The organism is Aggregatibacter actinomycetemcomitans DSM 8324, from assembly GCF_000372365.1.
Lineage (GTDB): Bacteria > Pseudomonadota > Gammaproteobacteria > Enterobacterales > Pasteurellaceae > Aggregatibacter > Aggregatibacter actinomycetemcomitans.
In genome coordinates, this window is the sequence record NZ_AQUU01000003.1 from 16,834 (window position 1) to 33,030 (window position 16,197).

Consider the following 16,197-nt stretch of genomic DNA (forward strand, 5'->3'; position numbering starts at 1 on the left):
TTTTCGGAGTATGTAATGGCAGCAGAGTTAAACTTTTTAGATTTATTTCTAAAAGCGAGTATCGTAGTTCAGCTCGTTATCTTAATCTTAATCATTTTCTCAATTACCTCTTGGGCTATCATCATTCAGCGTAGCCGTGTATTAACCAAAGCGTTGAAAGAATCCATGGCATTTGAAGATCGTTTTTGGTCCGGCGAAGATTTAAATAAACTTTATGAAGGTTTATCTAACCGTCGCGATGGGTTAACCGGCAGCGAACAGATTTTTTATGTAGGATTTAAAGAATTTTCCCGCTTAAAACAAGCTAATCCGGATGCGCCTGAAGCCATTATCCAAGGCAGCACCCGTGCTATGAATTTATCCATGAATCGTGAAATTGAAGATCTGGAAACCCGCGTACCGTTTTTGGCAACGGTGGCTTCCATCAGCCCGTATATCGGCTTATTCGGTACGGTTTGGGGGATTATGCACGCATTTCTGTCCTTAAGTGGCGCAAAACAAGCCACCTTACAGATGGTAGCACCGGGCATTGCGGAAGCATTGATTGCAACGGCTATCGGTTTGTTTGCTGCGATTCCTGCAGTAATGGCATATAACCGTTTGAGTTTACGTGTGAATAAACTTGAGCAAAATTACGGCAATTTCATCGATGAATTTACCACCATTTTGCACCGTCAAGTGTTTGGTAAAAACCATCACAATTAATTTACCGAAAATTCTTACCGCACTTTATGCTAAAAGTGCGGTCATTATTTTAAGCGTTTTTAGATTCCAGATTTAGAAGGTTGATATGTCCTATCGTCGCCAGCGCCGTGATATAAAATCCGAAATCAATATTGTTCCGTTTTTGGACGTGCTTTTAGTATTGGTTTTAATTTTTATGGCTACTGCGCCAATTATTAGTCAAAGCGTAGAAGTTGAACTGCCGGATGCGGTTCAAAGTCAAAATGTTTCTACGGAAGACAAAACACCGGTGATTTTAGAAGTGTCGGGAATCGGTCAGTACGCCATTTCAATCGGCGGCACCCGTACGGAAAATCTTACCGAAGAGATGGTTACCCAACTATCAAAACAAGAATTTGATAAAGATAACAATACAATGTTCTTAGTCGGCGGTGCCAAAGAAGTACCTTATGAAGAGGTCATTAAAGCACTCAATTTGCTTCATCTTGCCGGCATCAAATCCGTTGGTTTAATGACAAACCCAATTTAATTAAATAGGTAACATTGTGCAGAATAAGCGACAAAAAGGTGATGTTGATGCAGTTGTGATTTCCATCATAATGCACTTAGCGTTGTTCGGATTGTTAATTTTAAGCTCGCTCTACCATAATATTGACATTATGGGCGGCGGTGAAGGCGATAACGGTGAAGTTATCGGCGCCGTGATGGTTGATACGGGCTCGGCAGCGCAGGAATGGGGGCGAATTCAACAACAGAAAAAAGGTCAGGCGGACAGACAAAAGAAACAAGCCCTTGAAGACCAAAAACGTGAAGAGCAGAAACGGGAAGAAGAAAAACAACGGGAAGTGTTAAAAGAGCAACAACGTCAACAGGAAATTGCCCGTCAGAAAGAACTGGAACAGCAAAAAGAGCTGGAAAGACAAAGGTTCTTGGCTGAACAGAAAAAGCAACAGGAAGAAAAAGCCCGCTTAGAAGCCTTGGAAAAGCAAAAACAGGCAGAAGAGGCGAAAGCCAAACAGGCTGCTGAAGCCGCTAAGCTCAAAGCTGAAGCTGAGGCAAAACGTTTAGCAGATGCTGCAAAACAAGCGGAAGAAGAAGCAAAAGCCAAAGTGCAGGCAGACGAGAAAGCAAAACAAGAGGCAAAAGCCAAAGCAGAGGCGGAAGCTAAGGCAAAAGCAGAGGCGCAGGCTAAAGCGAAGGCGGAAGCTGATGCAAAAGCCAAAGCGGATGCTAAAGCGAAAGCTGACGCAGAAGCAAAAGCTAAGGCCGATGCTAAAGCGAAAGCTGACGCCAAGGCTAAGGCAGATGCGGAAGCCAAAGCGAAAGCGGATGCGCAACGTCGAGCTGATCAAAATGCATTAGATGATTTTTTTAATGGCGGTGATGTGGGCGGCGGCAGTGCTTTGCAAGGTAGTAACATAAATAAACAAGGCAGCCAGGGTTCAGGTGCTTCAGCGGGCGCAGGCGATGGCGGTAAGGCGGGTTCGAGGTATGCAGGTATTATCTATAAATCTGTGAAGCCATATTTTCGTGGTGATAGTCGTTTTTTTGGTAAGGTCTGTGATATTAGAATTGAGCTTTCTAGTGATGGCACTATTTTATCTTACCAAAAGGTCTCCGGGCCAAATGATTTATGTGGGGCGGCTTTAAATGCTATTGGTCAAACCAGAAAAATGAACGAACCGCCTACGCCGGAAGAATATGAAATATTTAAAAGGTCCATTGTAACCTTTGACCCAAGAAAAGTGCGGTAGATTTTCACCGCACTTTTAAACAATAGGAGAAAAAATGAAAGTAGTTATTCGAATTTTTGGCTTATTTATTATGCTGTTAGGGTTTGCCATGGTAGCCCGAGCAGAGGTGCGAATCGTGATTGATGAAGTCATGGATTCTGCCCGCCCTATTGCTGTCGTGCCATTTAAATGGAATGGACCTGGTAGTGCGCCGGCAAATATCGCTGAGATTATTTCCGCAGACTTGCGTAATAGCGGTAAATTTAATCCGTTGCCGGAAAGCAAGATGCCGCAACAGCCGACTTCGGCATCGGAAGTTAATCCGGAAGCTTGGTCGGCATTAGGCATTGAAGCCGTTATTGTTGGACAAGTTACTCCTTCCAATGGTGGTTTTGATATTGCTTACCAATTGGTTGATACCATGGGCAGCGTTGGTTCAATTTTGTCACAAAATCAATATACGGTAATGCAAAAATGGTTGCGTTATGGTGCACATACGATAAGTGATGAGACATTTGAAAAACTCACCGGTATTCGTGGTGCGTTCAGAACCCGTATTGCTTATGTCGTGCAGAAAAATGGCGGTTCCCAGCCTTATGAAGTGCGCGTGGCAGATTATGACGGTTTTAATCAATTTATCGTGAATAGAAGTTCTCAACCGTTTATGTCACCGGCATGGTCACCGGACGGTAAAAAACTCGCTTATGTAACCTTTGAAAATAAGAAAGCACAGGTTGTCTTACAGGATCTTGTTTCTATGGCGCGTAAAGTGGTTGCTTCTTTCCCGGGACATAACGGCGCACCGGCATTTTCACCGGATGGTTCCAGACTTGCATTTGCGTCTTCAAAGGACGGTGTGTTAAATATTTATGTGACTAATTTGGGCAGTGGACAGGTTTCTCAGTTAACCAGCGGTGCGGGTAATAATACCGAACCGTCATGGTCGCCTGATGGTCAGTCCATCGTGTTCACTTCTGATAGAGGTGGCTCGCCTCAAGTTTATCGTATGAGTGCATCCGGCGGTGGTGCTTCTCTTATCGGTGGGCGCGGTAGCGGTCAAATCAGTTCAGATGGTAATTTATTAGTTATGGTTGATGTAAACAATAATATCGTTAAAAAAGATTTGACGTCAGGCAGTTCTGAGGTGTTAAGTTCCACCTTCTTGGATGAAAGTCCGAGTATTTCACCAAACGGTATCATGGTTATTTATAGTTCTACCCAAGGCTTAGGAAAGGTGCTACAATTAGTATCCACTGACGGTCGCTTTAAGGCACGTTTACCTGGGAATGATGGACAAGTTAAATTTCCGGCTTGGTCACCATACTTAACTAAATAAACAAGGAGAAATCAATGAATAAATTTACGAAAGCATTGTTAGTTGCTGGTTCTGTGGCTGTGTTAGCGGCGTGTGGATCATCCAACAAAAACGAAAGCGGTAGTGGTAGCAATAATGGTCAAACATTTGGTGGCTATTCCGTTCAAGATTTACAACAACGCTACAACACCGTGTATTTCGGCTTTGATAAATATGATATTGAAGGTGAATACACTCAAATCTTAGATGCTCATGCAGCATACTTAAATGCAACACCTGCAACAAGCGTGCGTGTTGAAGGTAACACCGACGAGCGTGGTACACCGGAATATAATATGGCATTAGGTGAACGCCGTGCACGTGCAGTACAAAACTTTTTAACTGCTAAAGGTGTAAAAGCAGGTCAAATATCCACCGTTTCTTACGGTGAAGAAAAACCGGCAGTATTAGGTCATGACGAATCTGCTTATGCTAAAAACCGTCGTGCAGTATTAGCATACTAATTTTGCTGGAACGTATAAAAACCGGGTATAAGCCCGGTTTTTTGTTGGTATCAATTCGCCTAATTAGTAGAAAAATGATAAAAAAACTGACCGCACTTTATTTTGTTTGAAATACATATCTTTGATGGTATTCAAACAAATCAATAAAAAAACAAAATTTTTTATTGATTATTAAACTGAAATCAGTATTATAAGCCCTCGTTGTTAGATGTTAACGGGTCGTTAGCTCAGCCGGTAGAGCAGCGGACTTTTAATCCGTTGGTCGAAGGTTCGAATCCTTCACGACCCACCACTTTTAAACAATATATCCCAAATAATGGGTCGTTAGCTCAGTCGGTAGAGCAGCGGACTTTTAATCCGTTGGTCGAAGGTTCGAATCCTTCACGACCCACCATTTTTAAATAACATATCCGAATAATGGGTCGTTAGCTTAGTCTGGTAGAGCAGTGGACTCTTAATCCATTGGTCATAGGTTCGAATCCTATACGACCCACCAACTAAAATCTTTATACCTCGGTCTATAATCTCTTACACTATAACCTTTCAGCTATTTTTTGCGTCTCAATCGAACGTAATTTTCTCCATCGTTATCCAAAAATACCCATCAAATGATTTCACTTTGCGATCCTGCTCGCAAAATTGCCTTTCGTTTATTTTTCTCCATGCTTTATTCCTTTAAAGTGCGGTCAAAAAAAGGAACGTTTATGCAAAAGGGATTCACTTTGTTGGAAATGTTAATAGCATTATTTATTATCAGCCTGTTACTGACACTGGCTTTGCCGGCATGGCAACAGCATTCGCAACAAACTATTCTGCAAAAAGAACAACAAAAACTTTATGTCTTTCTTCGTCAAATTCAGGCGCGCGTGGAAAATTCTACGGACATCTGGTTGTTATTGGCAAATCGTGATCCTGTAGGAAAGCGCTGGTGTTTGACAGCGCAAATTAAAAATAGCCATTTGTGCGATTGCCTAAATCCTGTTGCTTGCCCGCAAAATGTTTCCGCCCATTTTTATTATCCCGCTTTTGCTGAAACTGTGTTGGTGAGCAAGCGTTATTATCCTTTGGAGTTTACCCGTTTAAGTGGTATTCGGAATACGGCTTCTACCACTTGTTTTGTGCTACAAGCCAATCAGCAGCGTACTTTGTTTTCGTTCTTTAATGTGGGCAGTTTGAAATTAAAGGATAACCAATCTTTGAGTGCTTGTGTCAATGATGAAGAATATACGCAACAATCCGCGTGCCATTACGGTGGTTGGGCAGATTTACTGGACGAGAAAGAATATGAAATTTCGCAGTTGAGTTTTGATTGGCTGTCGGAACAAAAGGGGATTAAAATTCGCCTCAGTGGACGTTTTAAACGACATAAACAGATCGAATATGAAACCTCCATGATCGTGCCTTTATTAAACGGAGCCAAAGAATGAAACGGCTTCACCGCGGTATGATGACGATGAGCCTGTTATTATTGCTCAGTGCATTTTTGCTGTTAACCATGCTATTTAATGATGATTTATTGCGCCTGTATTCAGCCATTGCCGGTCAGCGAAATCTTTATGTTGAACAACAGGTTAAATTATTGTCATTAAGTCAATCCACACAACGGGAACGATGTGAACAGGTGCCGATCGATGAAAACGGTGATGTGTTTTTAGTACAGTTTTCTTTGGAAGGAACGCCCTTTCCCGATGGCATTCGACATCATATTTGGTGCCAACGTGATAAATTATTTCAAAAATCACCGGTGAGAAATCTGCATGAAGGCTTGTTAGCGCAATTTATTGCTGAAAGCGGGCTGATGATTTTTCGTGAGCAACTCTCCGGGCCGCCCAAAAATTCCGTAAGGAAGCAACCGCCTTCCTTATATTGGTTTAACGCCGACGAAACGGAATGGACGCTTGATAAGAATGTGAATGCGGTGATTGTGGCGGAGGGTGATTTACATATTCGGGGAAAAGGCAAAATCAGCGGGAGTGTGATCACGAAAGGGAAACTAACCTTGGATGAGGATATTAAAGTCACTTATTCCAAAAGCACCGTTGCGCACATCGTGCAACAGTACAGCCGATGGCGTTTGGCGGAGAACAGTTGGTATGATTTCGCGGTTACGGAAAATTAATTACAAAGGCATGAGCCTGTTGTCTTTATTGGTTACATTAAGTCTATTCAGCGGGATTTTTCTCACGTTTAACCAATGGGGCAATGTGCAACGAAAAAGTGCGGTGGAAATTTATCAGCGTTTTCAAGCCATCCAAATTGCCGAAAATCAGCATCAACGCCGTTTTCTCGGGTTGCCTTGTGAATCACAGGTGCAGCAAAATCAAATTCGTTTTCAGGTGATTTGTTCGCAAAATCAGGTGTCGGTAAAATATCCTCGCGGTGAAATTAGTTTATAATAGCCCCACTTATGTTAGGGCAAATTTCCGGAGGCGGCGTGTTTACTGTTTATCATTCCAATCAACTTGAGGTGCAAAAAGACATTTTAGTTGAATTAATTCAACGTCAACCGCTGAACAACCCATTACAGCCGGAAATCGCGTTGGTGCAAAGCCCGGGCATGGCGCAATGGCTGCAACTGCAAATTGCCGGACAAAAAGGTATTGCGGCGAACTTCGCCTTTCCTATGCCCGCCAGTTTTATCTGGCAACTTTATGCGGAAAACCTGCTCGATGTAGCGCAAAGTAATCAATTTAACAAAAATGCCATGATGTGGCGTTTGGTTCGTTTGATTCCTCAATATTTACAACAGGATGCGCTGCGCCCTTTGCGTCATTACTTAGCCTATTCCGCCCAATCGGAGCAATTTAAACTTTATCAACTTGCCGGGAAAATCGCCGATTTATTCGACCAATATTTGGTTTATCGTCCGGACTGGATTAGCGTCTGGGAACATCAGCAAGACGACGACATTCGCCGACAAATCGAGAGCCAATTAAGTCTAAATAATGAACGTTTACTGGCGCAGATTACGCAAAATATCGCATGGCAAGGCATTTTGTGGCGCGCGTTGGTGCGGGCGGTGAAAGCGGATACCGGGCTGGATTTGGTACAACACCGCGCCCATTTGCACCAACTGCTGCTAGAAAAACTCCGTGAAAATCGACCGCACTTTTTACCGGAACGCCTGTTTATTTTCGGCATTCCCGCCTTGCCGAAAGCCTATTTGGAAATTTTTCAGGCGATCAGCCAATATTGCGATGTGCACTTGTTTTTTAATAATCCCTGCGAGGAATATTGGGGCGACATCGTTGATCCGAAATTCGTGGAAAAACTGGCGTTGCGTACTTGCACCGATTATTTTAATCAGGCTGACAAGCCCTTATTATCGGTGGAACAGGCTACGCAGGCGCAGCAACATTGGGAGCTGACTTATGCGCAGGAAAAATTACAGGTGGGCAATCCCTTATTGGCATCTTGGGGTAAGCCGGGACGGGATTTTGCCTACTTATTGGCGCAGCTGGAACCCAATGATATTTCCGCCTATGTGGAAATCACGCCGCACAATTTATTAAGCCAAATCCAACACCGTATTTTGCATTTAACGCCGAACGGCACCACGCCGTTAAACTATCGGGAAAATGACCGCACTTTAACCTTCCATTCCTGCCACAGCTTGATGCGCGAAGTGGAAGTGTTGCAGGATTACCTGCTGCATTTGTTGCAACAGGAACCCGATTTAACTCCGAAAGACATTATCGTGATGGTGGCGGATATTGATAAATACACGCCCTATATCCGCGCCGTGTTCGGGCAAAATGTAACGCTGCAGACCGCTATTCCGTTTTCTATTTCCGATAATAAGTTATCGGAGAATAATGTGATTATCGCCGGTTTTCTGACCTTATTGCAGCTGCAAGAAAGCACGTTTAGTGCAGAAGACGTGCTGGCATTGCTTGATGTGCCGGCAATTCGCCAACGCTTTAATATTGAATTGCAGGATTTGGCGCAAATTCGCGATTGGGTGAAAAATGCCGGCGTGCGTTTCGGCTTGGCAAAAAATGATGAGGCGGAAAGTAACTACAATTCATGGCAGGCGGGCTTGGAGCGAATGTTGTTGGGCTATGCCTTGCGTGAAGAAAACGGCATTTGGCAAGACAGCCTCGGGCTGGATAACAGTTTCGGCTTAAAAGGGCAGCTGGCGGGGCAATTGTCGGCATTTTTAGCGGCGTTATTTGACTGGTTCCAAACGCTGCAAAACCGTTATTCCGTTGAACAATGGCAACAGCATTTACTGGCGCTCACCGATAAATTCTTCGCCGCCACGGCGGAAACCGACGAAACCCTGTTTTATATTAAAGAGGTGATCCGACAATTTGCCGAACAGTTAGCGGAGGTGCATTTTAGCGACGCGTTGGGCGTGGATGTGGTGGCGGATGTCATGAATAATGCGTTGGAGGAAAATCCGAACCATTACCGCTTCCTCGCCGGCAGAGTGAATTTTTGTACATTGCTGCCGATGCGCTCCATTCCGTTCAAAGTGGTTTGCCTGCTCGGTATGAACGACGGCGAATACCCGCGCCAACAAGCGCCGAACAGTTTCGATTTAATGCAATATCACCGCTTAAAAGGCGATCGTGCCCGTCGCGATGACGATCGTTATTTGTTCCTTGAAGCCTTGCTGTCGGCGCAGGATTATTTGTACATCAGCTACATCGGGCGTTCCATCGCCGATAATCAGGAACGGGAGCCATCAGTGCTGGTGAGTCAGTTGCTGGATTACATCGTGGAAAATCTGCCGGCGGAAAATATCTCAGTGGGAAATCTCAAGTGGCGCGAACGACTGGTTCAACAACATGGCATGACCGCGTTCAGTCGTAAAAACTTTGAAAAAAACGACTGCACTTTTATGCAATCTTTCGCGCAACAGTGGCTACCTTTGGCAAATTCGCAGGTAAATCAAACCTTGCAGGATTTTATTCAGCCGATGATGGCGGATGCGGAGCCGGAAAATGAAATTGAGTTTTCCCGCTTGGTGGCGTTTGTGAAAAATCCGGTGAAATTTTTCTTTGAAAAACGCCTTGGCGTGAATTTCTCCGAACAGGAAGAAAGCATTGCCGACAGCGAAAATTTCGCCTTGGATAATGCCTTGGAAAAATACGCCATTCATGCGGATTTGGTGGAAGCGGACGAGCAGCAAACCGACGCGTTTTTTGCGCGTCTGAAAGTCAAAGGCGTGTTGCCGCGCGGGGAGTTCTCCGCCATTTATGCCAATCAGTTGCTGGCGGATGTGGCGGAATTCAAAGGCAAGATCGCCGATTATGTAAGCCAAACTCCGCAAAGCCGTTTTGTGCAATTCACCGTGCCGACCCAAGAGGGTGACATGACGTTGTCGGGCAACATTTCCCATTTATACGGTGAAAATTTACAGCGCGCTACTTGGCGCATGGCGACGGTAAAAGATAAAGATCGTATTGAAGCTTGGCTTTATCACTTATTGTTGTGCGCCACGCAGGAACAGCCGACGGAATCGCTTTTCCAGGGGAAAGATCAGCGCGTGCGGTTTAATGTGTTGCCTCAACAGGACGCCGTTGCCCAACTGCAAATTTATGTGGAAAGTTATTTGGCGGGGCGGACGCAATTACAGCTGGTTCCGACCACAAACCTTGAAGCGTATTTGAAGTTGATTGCCGATGAAAGTGCGGTGGATATTGACAAGTGTTTTTCCCTGTTAAATAAAATCGCTATGAGCGATGAGCGTTCGCCTGGCGATTTATATTGGCGGCGCGTACTGGTGCAAACGCAGGAATTGGATTTGAATTGGATCAATCGGCAGGTAAACGCTTGGTTTGCGCCGATGTTGCAAGCTATCAAAAGGGAAAAATAGCCTATAAATACGCCGCCATCACCACGGCATTTTCCCGTTTGCCGTCGGGGGTGGGATAATAATTTTTGCGAATATCCACCTGATTAAAGCCCAGCGAATCATACAGCGCTTGGGCTTTTTTATTGGATTCGCGCACTTCTAGCCACAAGGTCAGAATGCTTTTTTGTTTTAATTGTGTCATCAGCTCGCTTAATAAGCGGCGCCCCAGCCCCAATCCCTGCTGTTGCGGATTCACGGCGATATTAAACAGCGTGGCTTCATCCAACACCGTTTGGCAAATGGCAAAGCCGTCGATTCGGCTTTCTTCGCCGATTTTCAAATTGAGGTAACGTTCGCCCTGATTATTTTTCAGTGTGCCTAAGCTCCAAGGCACCGCGTGTGCCGCCTGCTCAATGAGATAAAGACGATCAAAATCCGAGGGTTCAATAGGAGAAATGTGTATCACGGCGAATCCTTACTTTATCGGTGCGGATTGCTGAATTTGCCGCCAGAGTTGGCGTTTCGCCTGCGGATCATGTTTAAACGCGGCGAGATCGACGGATTGCCAGACATTCAACGGCTGTTGCAGCCCGCTTAAAGTGCGGTGGATTTCGTCGGCGTTTTTATGGAGTAGCCAATAATTGACGGTGTGGTTGACTTGCAAATAGGCAAGCTGCTCAAAGGTGATATTCAGCACTTGCGTGCTATCAAGTGTGAGACCGCGCAACAGATCCTGTATGATGGGTTGTTGCAACAGATTTTGGTGGCTCACGATAACCAAACGAACCGATTCGGGCACGGCGATATTAATCGCGCCTTTTAAGGCTTCAGGGCGCACCAATTGCCATTGGCTGATGCCCATTTGCTGCAATAATAAATCTCGGCGGGAAGTGTGTCGGCGCGTTTCTTGCATATCTAAAATCAATTCAATCCAGTATAATGAGCGCCCATTTTAACCAATAAGCCATAGGATTAATAGCGTGATTTGTGCAGAAAGCGAAGTGTTGGAACGGCATTTGGATTTTTTAAGCGGGAAGTCTCTGCTGCTCACCGGGGCGGCGAACGATGATTTTCTTGCCGATTTACAGCGTCAGGGATTCAACGCCCGCACATGGAGCTGGTATTTTGACTACGCCAACCGACAACACCAAACGCCACAAAGTGCGGTGGATTTTTCCCTTGAATTTCATGGCAGCGCCGATGTGATCCTGTTTTATTGGACGAAGAATAAACAGGAATGCCATTTCCAGCTCATGCAGCTTCTCTCACAATGCACCGCCGGGCAGGAAGTTTTACTGGTGGGCGAAAATCGTAGTGGTGTGCGTTCCGCCGAAAAAATGCTTGCCGATTACGGCGATATTCACAAAATCGACTCCGCCCGCCGTTGCAGTCTGTATCATTTTCAGTTAAAAAATCCACCGCACTTTGAACTGAAAACTTTCTGGAAATCCTATCAATCGCCACAAATTGCCGATTTAACTATCTATGCGTTGCCCGGCGTATTCAGCGCCGCCGAACTGGATGGCGGCACGGCATTATTGCTTTCTACGCTAAAAAACATCGCAGGCGAGGTGTTGGACGTGGGCTGCGGCGCGGGAGTGATCGGCAGTTATATTCAACGGCACAACCCGAACACCCGATTAATCATGACAGATATTCATGCCTTGGCGTTGGCTTCCGCAAAGCGCACTTTACAGGAAAATCGGCTACAGGGAACAGTGGTTGCCAGTGATGTGTTTTCCCATGTTGACGGCAAATTCGATCTGATCATTTCCAACCCGCCGTTTCATGACGGCATTGACACCGCTTACACCGCCGTTAACGAACTGATAAAACAGGCAAAATGGCATTTGAAACCGGGCGGTGAGCTGCGCATCGTGGCAAATGCGTTTCTGCCTTACGCCGACTGGCTGAATCAACATTTCGGCAGTCATGACGTCCTGGCGAGAAATAACAAGTTTAAGGTATATTCAGTGCGCAGATGAGTTAAGTGTGCACGAAATTCCGCTGGCTTAGCGAAGCCTTTTAGTTAGAATTCTACTTATTATTTAAGACACTTCCGGCGAATAATATGAATCTTCTTAAAATCGCCCAACAGGTTATTGAAAAACTTGGCGACAAAGAAAATATTGTGACAGCTACCCACTGCGCCATGCGTTGGCGCGTTGTTCTGAATAACAAAAGCAAAGTTGACAAGGCATTGACAACATTGAGGGTGTAAAAGTGCAGTTTGCCGTAGCAGGACAATATCAGATTATTTTCGGTTGCGGCACGATGAATAAGGTCCACGCCGAATTGATTAAATGGCCCGGTATGCTGCTTTCTTTATTTTCTTCAGTCTTTCCACGCCCCTTCAAATGCTAAAAATGTAATTTAGATTTGTTCCATTAAAGCGCGAATCTGCAAACAGGTTGGTACTTTTCTGATAATGAAAAACGCTTTGTAAGACGACCGCACTTGGTGTAAATTCTTTTCCGCACTTACTCAGAAATAAGCGTATTACATGGATTACAATAAAAAATCCTTGTCGTATTTTGGACATTCCCTATTAGGAATAAAAAAACACTGAAAAAATGCACCGCACTTTTAGAGGAGATGCAAATGAAAAAATTATTTTTACTCGGATTAACCCTGTCTTTTTTGAGCGGCTGTACGCTCACGGATTTAATAGACAATGGTAAAATTACCCAACGCAAAGTGAGCGGGGAATGGCAATGTACCAGTATTTACCCTGAACACAATTTAACAACCGTAAATAATCTGCGCTTAAATCGGGATGGCACGTTGGTGAATAACCGCACCATTATTGAACCTATTGATAAGCCATTTTTTGTGTATGAAATCACGGGCACGGGAACATGGCAGCTAAGTGAACTTGATCACAAATTGACCTATACGTTTACCACTAATTGGGTACAACGTAGGCATACGGAAGAGGCTTTGGACGCCATTAAAAAGGATTCCAGATATAAACTTTATGAAGAAAATTTGTTTAAGAAATACAGTAAGCGCGTGAATAAATCGAACACGATTAATTTTGTGATTAGCTCACTGACACGCGATATGGAGCTTGGCAGAGATATGATGACTTTAACGCAAAAAACAGCACAAAAAAGCTACACCACAGCTTGCGTTCGCCAATAACACCGACAAATACTGCCGAGTGAAAAATTTTCATAATTAGAATGAAAAAAAACACATCCGGCGTTATTAAGATTTTATTGCGAAATTGAGTACAATAGACCGCAGTTCCAATTCACTACTAAGAGGAGAACACCATGTTTAAAAAAAGTATGAACATCGCCGATTACGATCCCGTGTTATGGCAAGCTATTCAAAATGAAAACCGCCGCCAGGAAGAACATATCGAATTAATCGCTTCTGAAAACTATGCCAGCCCGCGCGTCATGCAAGCGCAAGGTTCCCAATTCACCAACAAATATGCGGAAGGCTACCCGGGCAAGCGTTATTATGGCGGTTGTGAATACGCGGACATTGTGGAACAGCTCGCCATTGATCGTACGAAAGAATTATTCGGCGCCGATTATGTGAATGTGCAACCGCACTCCGGCTCGCAAGCCAATGCGGCAGTTTATATGGCGTTACTCAATCCGGGCGATACCATTTTAGGCATGAGCTTAGCGCACGGCGGTCACTTAACCCACGGTGCGTCCGTGAGTTTCTCCGGCAAGATTTATCACGCGGAACAATACGGCATTACCGACGAAGGGTTAATCGACTATGATGCGTTACGCAAACAAGCCCATGACGTGAAACCGAAAATGATCGTGGGCGGATTCTCCGCGTATTCTCAAGTGGTGGATTGGAAAAAAATGCGTGAAATCGCCGATGAAGTGGGCGCGTATTTATTCGTGGATATGGCGCACGTTGCGGGTTTAATCGCTGCGGGTATTTACCCGAATCCATTGCCGTACGCTCATGTGGTGACCACTACTACCCACAAAACCTTAGGCGGTCCGCGTGGTGGTTTGATTCTTTCTTCTTGTGGTGATGAAGAAGTCTATAAAAAACTCAACAGCGCCGTTTTCCCGGCTGGTCAGGGCGGTCCGTTGGTGCACATTATCGCGGCGAAAGCGGTGTGCTTCAAAGAAGCCTTGGAGCCGGAATACAAAGTGTATCAACAAAATGTGTTGAAAAACGCCAAAGCCATGGTGGAAGTGTTCAAACAACGCGGTTATAAAGTCGTTTCCAATGGCACTGAAAACCACTTGTTCTTAGTGGATTTAGTCAGCCACGGATTAACCGGTAAAGCCGCCGATGCCGCATTAGGCAAAGCCAACATCACGGTAAATAAAAATTCCGTACCGAACGACCCACAAAAACCGTTCATCACTTCCGGTATCCGTGTGGGCACGCCTTCCGTCACCCGTCGCGGTTTCAACGAAGCGGACGTGAAAGAACTTGCCGGCTGGATGTGTGACGTATTAGACGCCATCGGCAAAGATAACGAAGCCCAAGTGATTGCCGACACCAAAGACAAAGTCTTGGCAATTTGTAAACGTCTTCCGGTTTACGCGTAATTTTAATCAAATGAAAAAAACAAAGCGGTAATGAAAATTGCCGCTTTTTCTTTTTGAGAAATATGTCAGTCAAAATCTTACAGATCAAAACCTGATAACAGTATTTTCTCAGTCTAATTTTTGCGTATTAATACAATACGGAATTGCATAGATAAAGTATTATCAAAAAACTAATAATTTTATGAAATTAAATAATTTTTTCTATTGACTATTAAAGAATCCGGAGTAAATTAGTCTCCAAAATTAACCAAAACTAGGTAATTTATCCGGTCAAAGGTTATCTTAAGTATTAACCCTAAGAAAAAGGAAAACGAGTATGTCCGGTACAGAATATGCTCCATTTTATCTCCGTTTTATTCAGTTCCCAAGTAATGAAGTTTTACTCTATGAATACTGGAAACTTGTTCAGAATTTTGTACAAAAGGTTAGTAAAATAACGGTAAGATTAGCACAAATCGTTGGCATTCTCGGCGAAAAAACTATTTGGAAATACCAAAGTACTTTTAATGATGGCATGCTGGAAGGTGAAGCAGCTAAACAAGAAGTTTCCCTCACTTTAAGAAATAGTGCTTTACTTGTCGCAAGTGCCATAGTTATCCACTTTAAATCTAATTTTACCAACCTTCTTATACTGTCACAGATTACACAATATTGTAGACATCGCCCTAAACCTAAAAAAAGTAAATACTTCCCCCTCTACCTCTCTTGCTTATTACGCAGACGATTAACTGAATTTAAAATTACCCTTCTACCGTTGCCATGGGGCTAGCTGCTATATAGCTATGAAGATCAAATCCCGGTTTTCATTGTAAATTTAAAAATATATAAGAAATAATCTGAAGCCGACTTTATTTTTACCCAACTACGAATCACTCATTTAAATTAAATAGGTTTATTATGCAAAATAATAAAGCTTGAATATATTCCTGTAATATAAGGTTAAATAAGTTATATTTCTATTTATTGTTTAACAATAATAATTAAATCATAGTCTATTTGATTTCGTAATGAGTTTGGCATTTTCTGTCATGCGATCGTGTAAGTTATTTTGTATATTGTGGTTTGGTTATCTTATTCAAAATAAATTATTAACAAGGAGATTTAATATGGAGAAAAATAATAATTTTGAAGTGTTAGGGTATGTGGCTTGGTTATGGGCAAATTCTCCTTTGCATAGAAATTGGTCTTTATCATTACTTGCTATTAATGTACTGCCTGCAATTCAATATGGGCAATATACATTATTAATGAGAGATGGGGTTCCTATTGCTTTTTGTAGCTGGGCAAATTTAAGCCTTGAGAATGAGATAAAATATCTTGAAGATGTATCATCTCTTGTTTATGACGATTGGAATTCCGGTGATCGTAAATGGTTTATTGATTGGATTGCGCCATTTGGTCACAATTATGTGCTTTATAAACATATGCGTAAATCATTTCCCTATGATTTATTCAGATCAATTCGTGTTTATAAAGGTTCGTCAGAGGGCAAAATTACTGAATTCCATGGAGGTAAAGTCGATAAACAATTAGCTAATAAAATCTTTCAACAATATCATTTTGAGTTAATCAATGAATTAAAAAACAAATCTGAAGTTATATCTATTAATTAAGGAGA

16 protein-coding genes, 3 tRNA genes and 1 pseudogene are annotated in these 16,197 nt (G+C 43.4%); 18 read left to right on the plus strand and 2 right to left on the minus strand.

Translation table 11 applies throughout. The features are described from left to right. Positions 1-15 precede the first annotated feature (15 nt). The 12 genes from tolQ to recC all read left to right on the plus strand — a co-directional run bounded on the left by tolQ (position 16) and on the right by recC (position 10,059). Complete coding sequence (gene tolQ / locus A3CS_RS0102145; RefSeq protein WP_005545584.1) at positions 16-705, plus strand: protein TolQ; 690 nt, start codon at positions 16-18, stop codon at positions 703-705. Between the two features lie 85 nt (positions 706-790). Further along, on the plus strand, positions 791-1,213 hold the full coding sequence (gene tolR / locus A3CS_RS0102150; protein ID WP_005545585.1) for a colicin uptake protein TolR: 423 nt from the start codon (positions 791-793) through the stop codon (positions 1,211-1,213). 16 nt (positions 1,214-1,229) lie between these two features. Beyond that, positions 1,230-2,438, plus strand: a complete 1,209-nt coding sequence (tolA, locus tag A3CS_RS0102155; RefSeq protein ID WP_005545586.1) for a cell envelope integrity protein TolA — start codon at positions 1,230-1,232, stop codon at positions 2,436-2,438. 34 nt (positions 2,439-2,472) lie between these two features. Beyond that, positions 2,473-3,753 (plus strand): Tol-Pal system beta propeller repeat protein TolB, encoded by a 1,281-nt coding sequence (gene tolB / locus A3CS_RS0102160; protein WP_005545588.1) that lies wholly within the window; start codon positions 2,473-2,475, stop codon positions 3,751-3,753. 14 nt (positions 3,754-3,767) lie between these two features. After that, a complete protein-coding gene (gene pal, locus A3CS_RS0102165; protein WP_005544510.1) occupies positions 3,768-4,235 on the plus strand; it encodes a peptidoglycan-associated lipoprotein Pal in 468 nt (155 codons plus the stop codon). Positions 4,236-4,451: 216 nt separating this feature from the next. Beyond that, positions 4,452-4,527, plus strand: a tRNA-Lys gene (locus A3CS_RS0102170). Between the two features lie 26 nt (positions 4,528-4,553). After that, positions 4,554-4,629: transfer RNA gene (locus A3CS_RS0102175), tRNA-Lys, on the plus strand. A 25-nt stretch (positions 4,630-4,654) separates the two neighbouring features. Further along, positions 4,655-4,731 (plus strand) — tRNA-Lys (locus A3CS_RS0102180). A gap of 208 nt (positions 4,732-4,939) precedes the next feature. Next, positions 4,940-5,662, plus strand: a complete 723-nt coding sequence (locus tag A3CS_RS01000000110790) for a type II secretion system protein (protein ID WP_019518195.1) — start codon at positions 4,940-4,942, stop codon at positions 5,660-5,662. Beyond that, complete coding sequence (locus tag A3CS_RS0102190) at positions 5,659-6,354, plus strand: DUF2572 family protein (RefSeq protein ID WP_005545593.1); 696 nt, start codon at positions 5,659-5,661, stop codon at positions 6,352-6,354. Before A3CS_RS01000000110790 ends, A3CS_RS0102190 begins: the two co-directional genes overlap by 4 nt. Continuing rightward, complete coding sequence (locus tag A3CS_RS0102195) at positions 6,329-6,631, plus strand: DUF5374 domain-containing protein (protein ID WP_005545595.1); 303 nt, start codon at positions 6,329-6,331, stop codon at positions 6,629-6,631. Before A3CS_RS0102190 ends, A3CS_RS0102195 begins: the two co-directional genes overlap by 26 nt. An 11-nt stretch (positions 6,632-6,642) precedes the next feature. Further along, on the plus strand, positions 6,643-10,059 hold the full coding sequence (gene recC / locus A3CS_RS0102200; RefSeq protein WP_019518196.1) for an exodeoxyribonuclease V subunit gamma: 3,417 nt from the start codon (positions 6,643-6,645) through the stop codon (positions 10,057-10,059). Between the two features lies 1 nt (position 10,060). On the opposite strand, the gene rimI is transcribed toward recC, so the two are convergent. Then, positions 10,061-10,504 (minus strand): ribosomal protein S18-alanine N-acetyltransferase, encoded by a 444-nt coding sequence (rimI, locus tag A3CS_RS0102205; RefSeq protein ID WP_005537944.1) that lies wholly within the window; start codon positions 10,502-10,504, stop codon positions 10,061-10,063. Between the two features lie 9 nt (positions 10,505-10,513). Continuing rightward, positions 10,514-10,951, minus strand: coding sequence for a DNA polymerase III subunit psi (locus A3CS_RS0102210; RefSeq protein WP_005564385.1), 438 nt, complete (start codon positions 10,949-10,951; stop codon positions 10,514-10,516). A 67-nt stretch (positions 10,952-11,018) separates the two neighbouring features. On the opposite strand from A3CS_RS0102210, the gene rsmC reads away from it, so the two are divergent. The 6 genes and pseudogenes from rsmC (at position 11,019) to A3CS_RS0102240 (ending at position 16,192) form a co-directional block, all read left to right on the plus strand. Next, positions 11,019-12,023 carry a 16S rRNA (guanine(1207)-N(2))-methyltransferase RsmC gene (gene rsmC / locus A3CS_RS0102215; protein WP_005537939.1) on the plus strand — a complete coding sequence of 335 codons (1,005 nt, stop codon included), beginning with the start codon at positions 11,019-11,021 and terminating at the stop codon, positions 12,021-12,023. A gap of 86 nt (positions 12,024-12,109) precedes the next feature. Then, a pseudogene (locus tag A3CS_RS1000000111310) lies at positions 12,110-12,354 on the plus strand (PTS transporter subunit EIIB); the annotation flags it as partial. Positions 12,355-12,639: 285 nt separating this feature from the next. Then, positions 12,640-13,182: a hypothetical protein gene (locus A3CS_RS0102225; RefSeq protein WP_005537932.1), complete on the plus strand. Its 543-nt coding sequence runs from the start codon at positions 12,640-12,642 to the stop codon at positions 13,180-13,182. Positions 13,183-13,316: 134 nt separating this feature from the next. After that, positions 13,317-14,579 carry a serine hydroxymethyltransferase gene (gene glyA, locus A3CS_RS0102230; RefSeq protein WP_005545609.1) on the plus strand — a complete coding sequence of 421 codons (1,263 nt, stop codon included), beginning with the start codon at positions 13,317-13,319 and terminating at the stop codon, positions 14,577-14,579. A 316-nt stretch (positions 14,580-14,895) separates the two neighbouring features. Beyond that, the gene (locus A3CS_RS0102235) at positions 14,896-15,348 is read left to right on the plus strand and encodes a serine hydroxymethyltransferase (RefSeq protein ID WP_005537927.1); all 453 of its coding nucleotides are present in this window, start codon (positions 14,896-14,898) and stop codon (positions 15,346-15,348) included. 337 nt (positions 15,349-15,685) lie between these two features. Beyond that, entirely contained in the window at positions 15,686-16,192 is a 507-nt protein-coding gene (locus tag A3CS_RS0102240) for a toxin-activating lysine-acyltransferase (protein WP_005545611.1), read from the plus strand. Positions 16,193-16,197 lie beyond the last annotated feature (5 nt).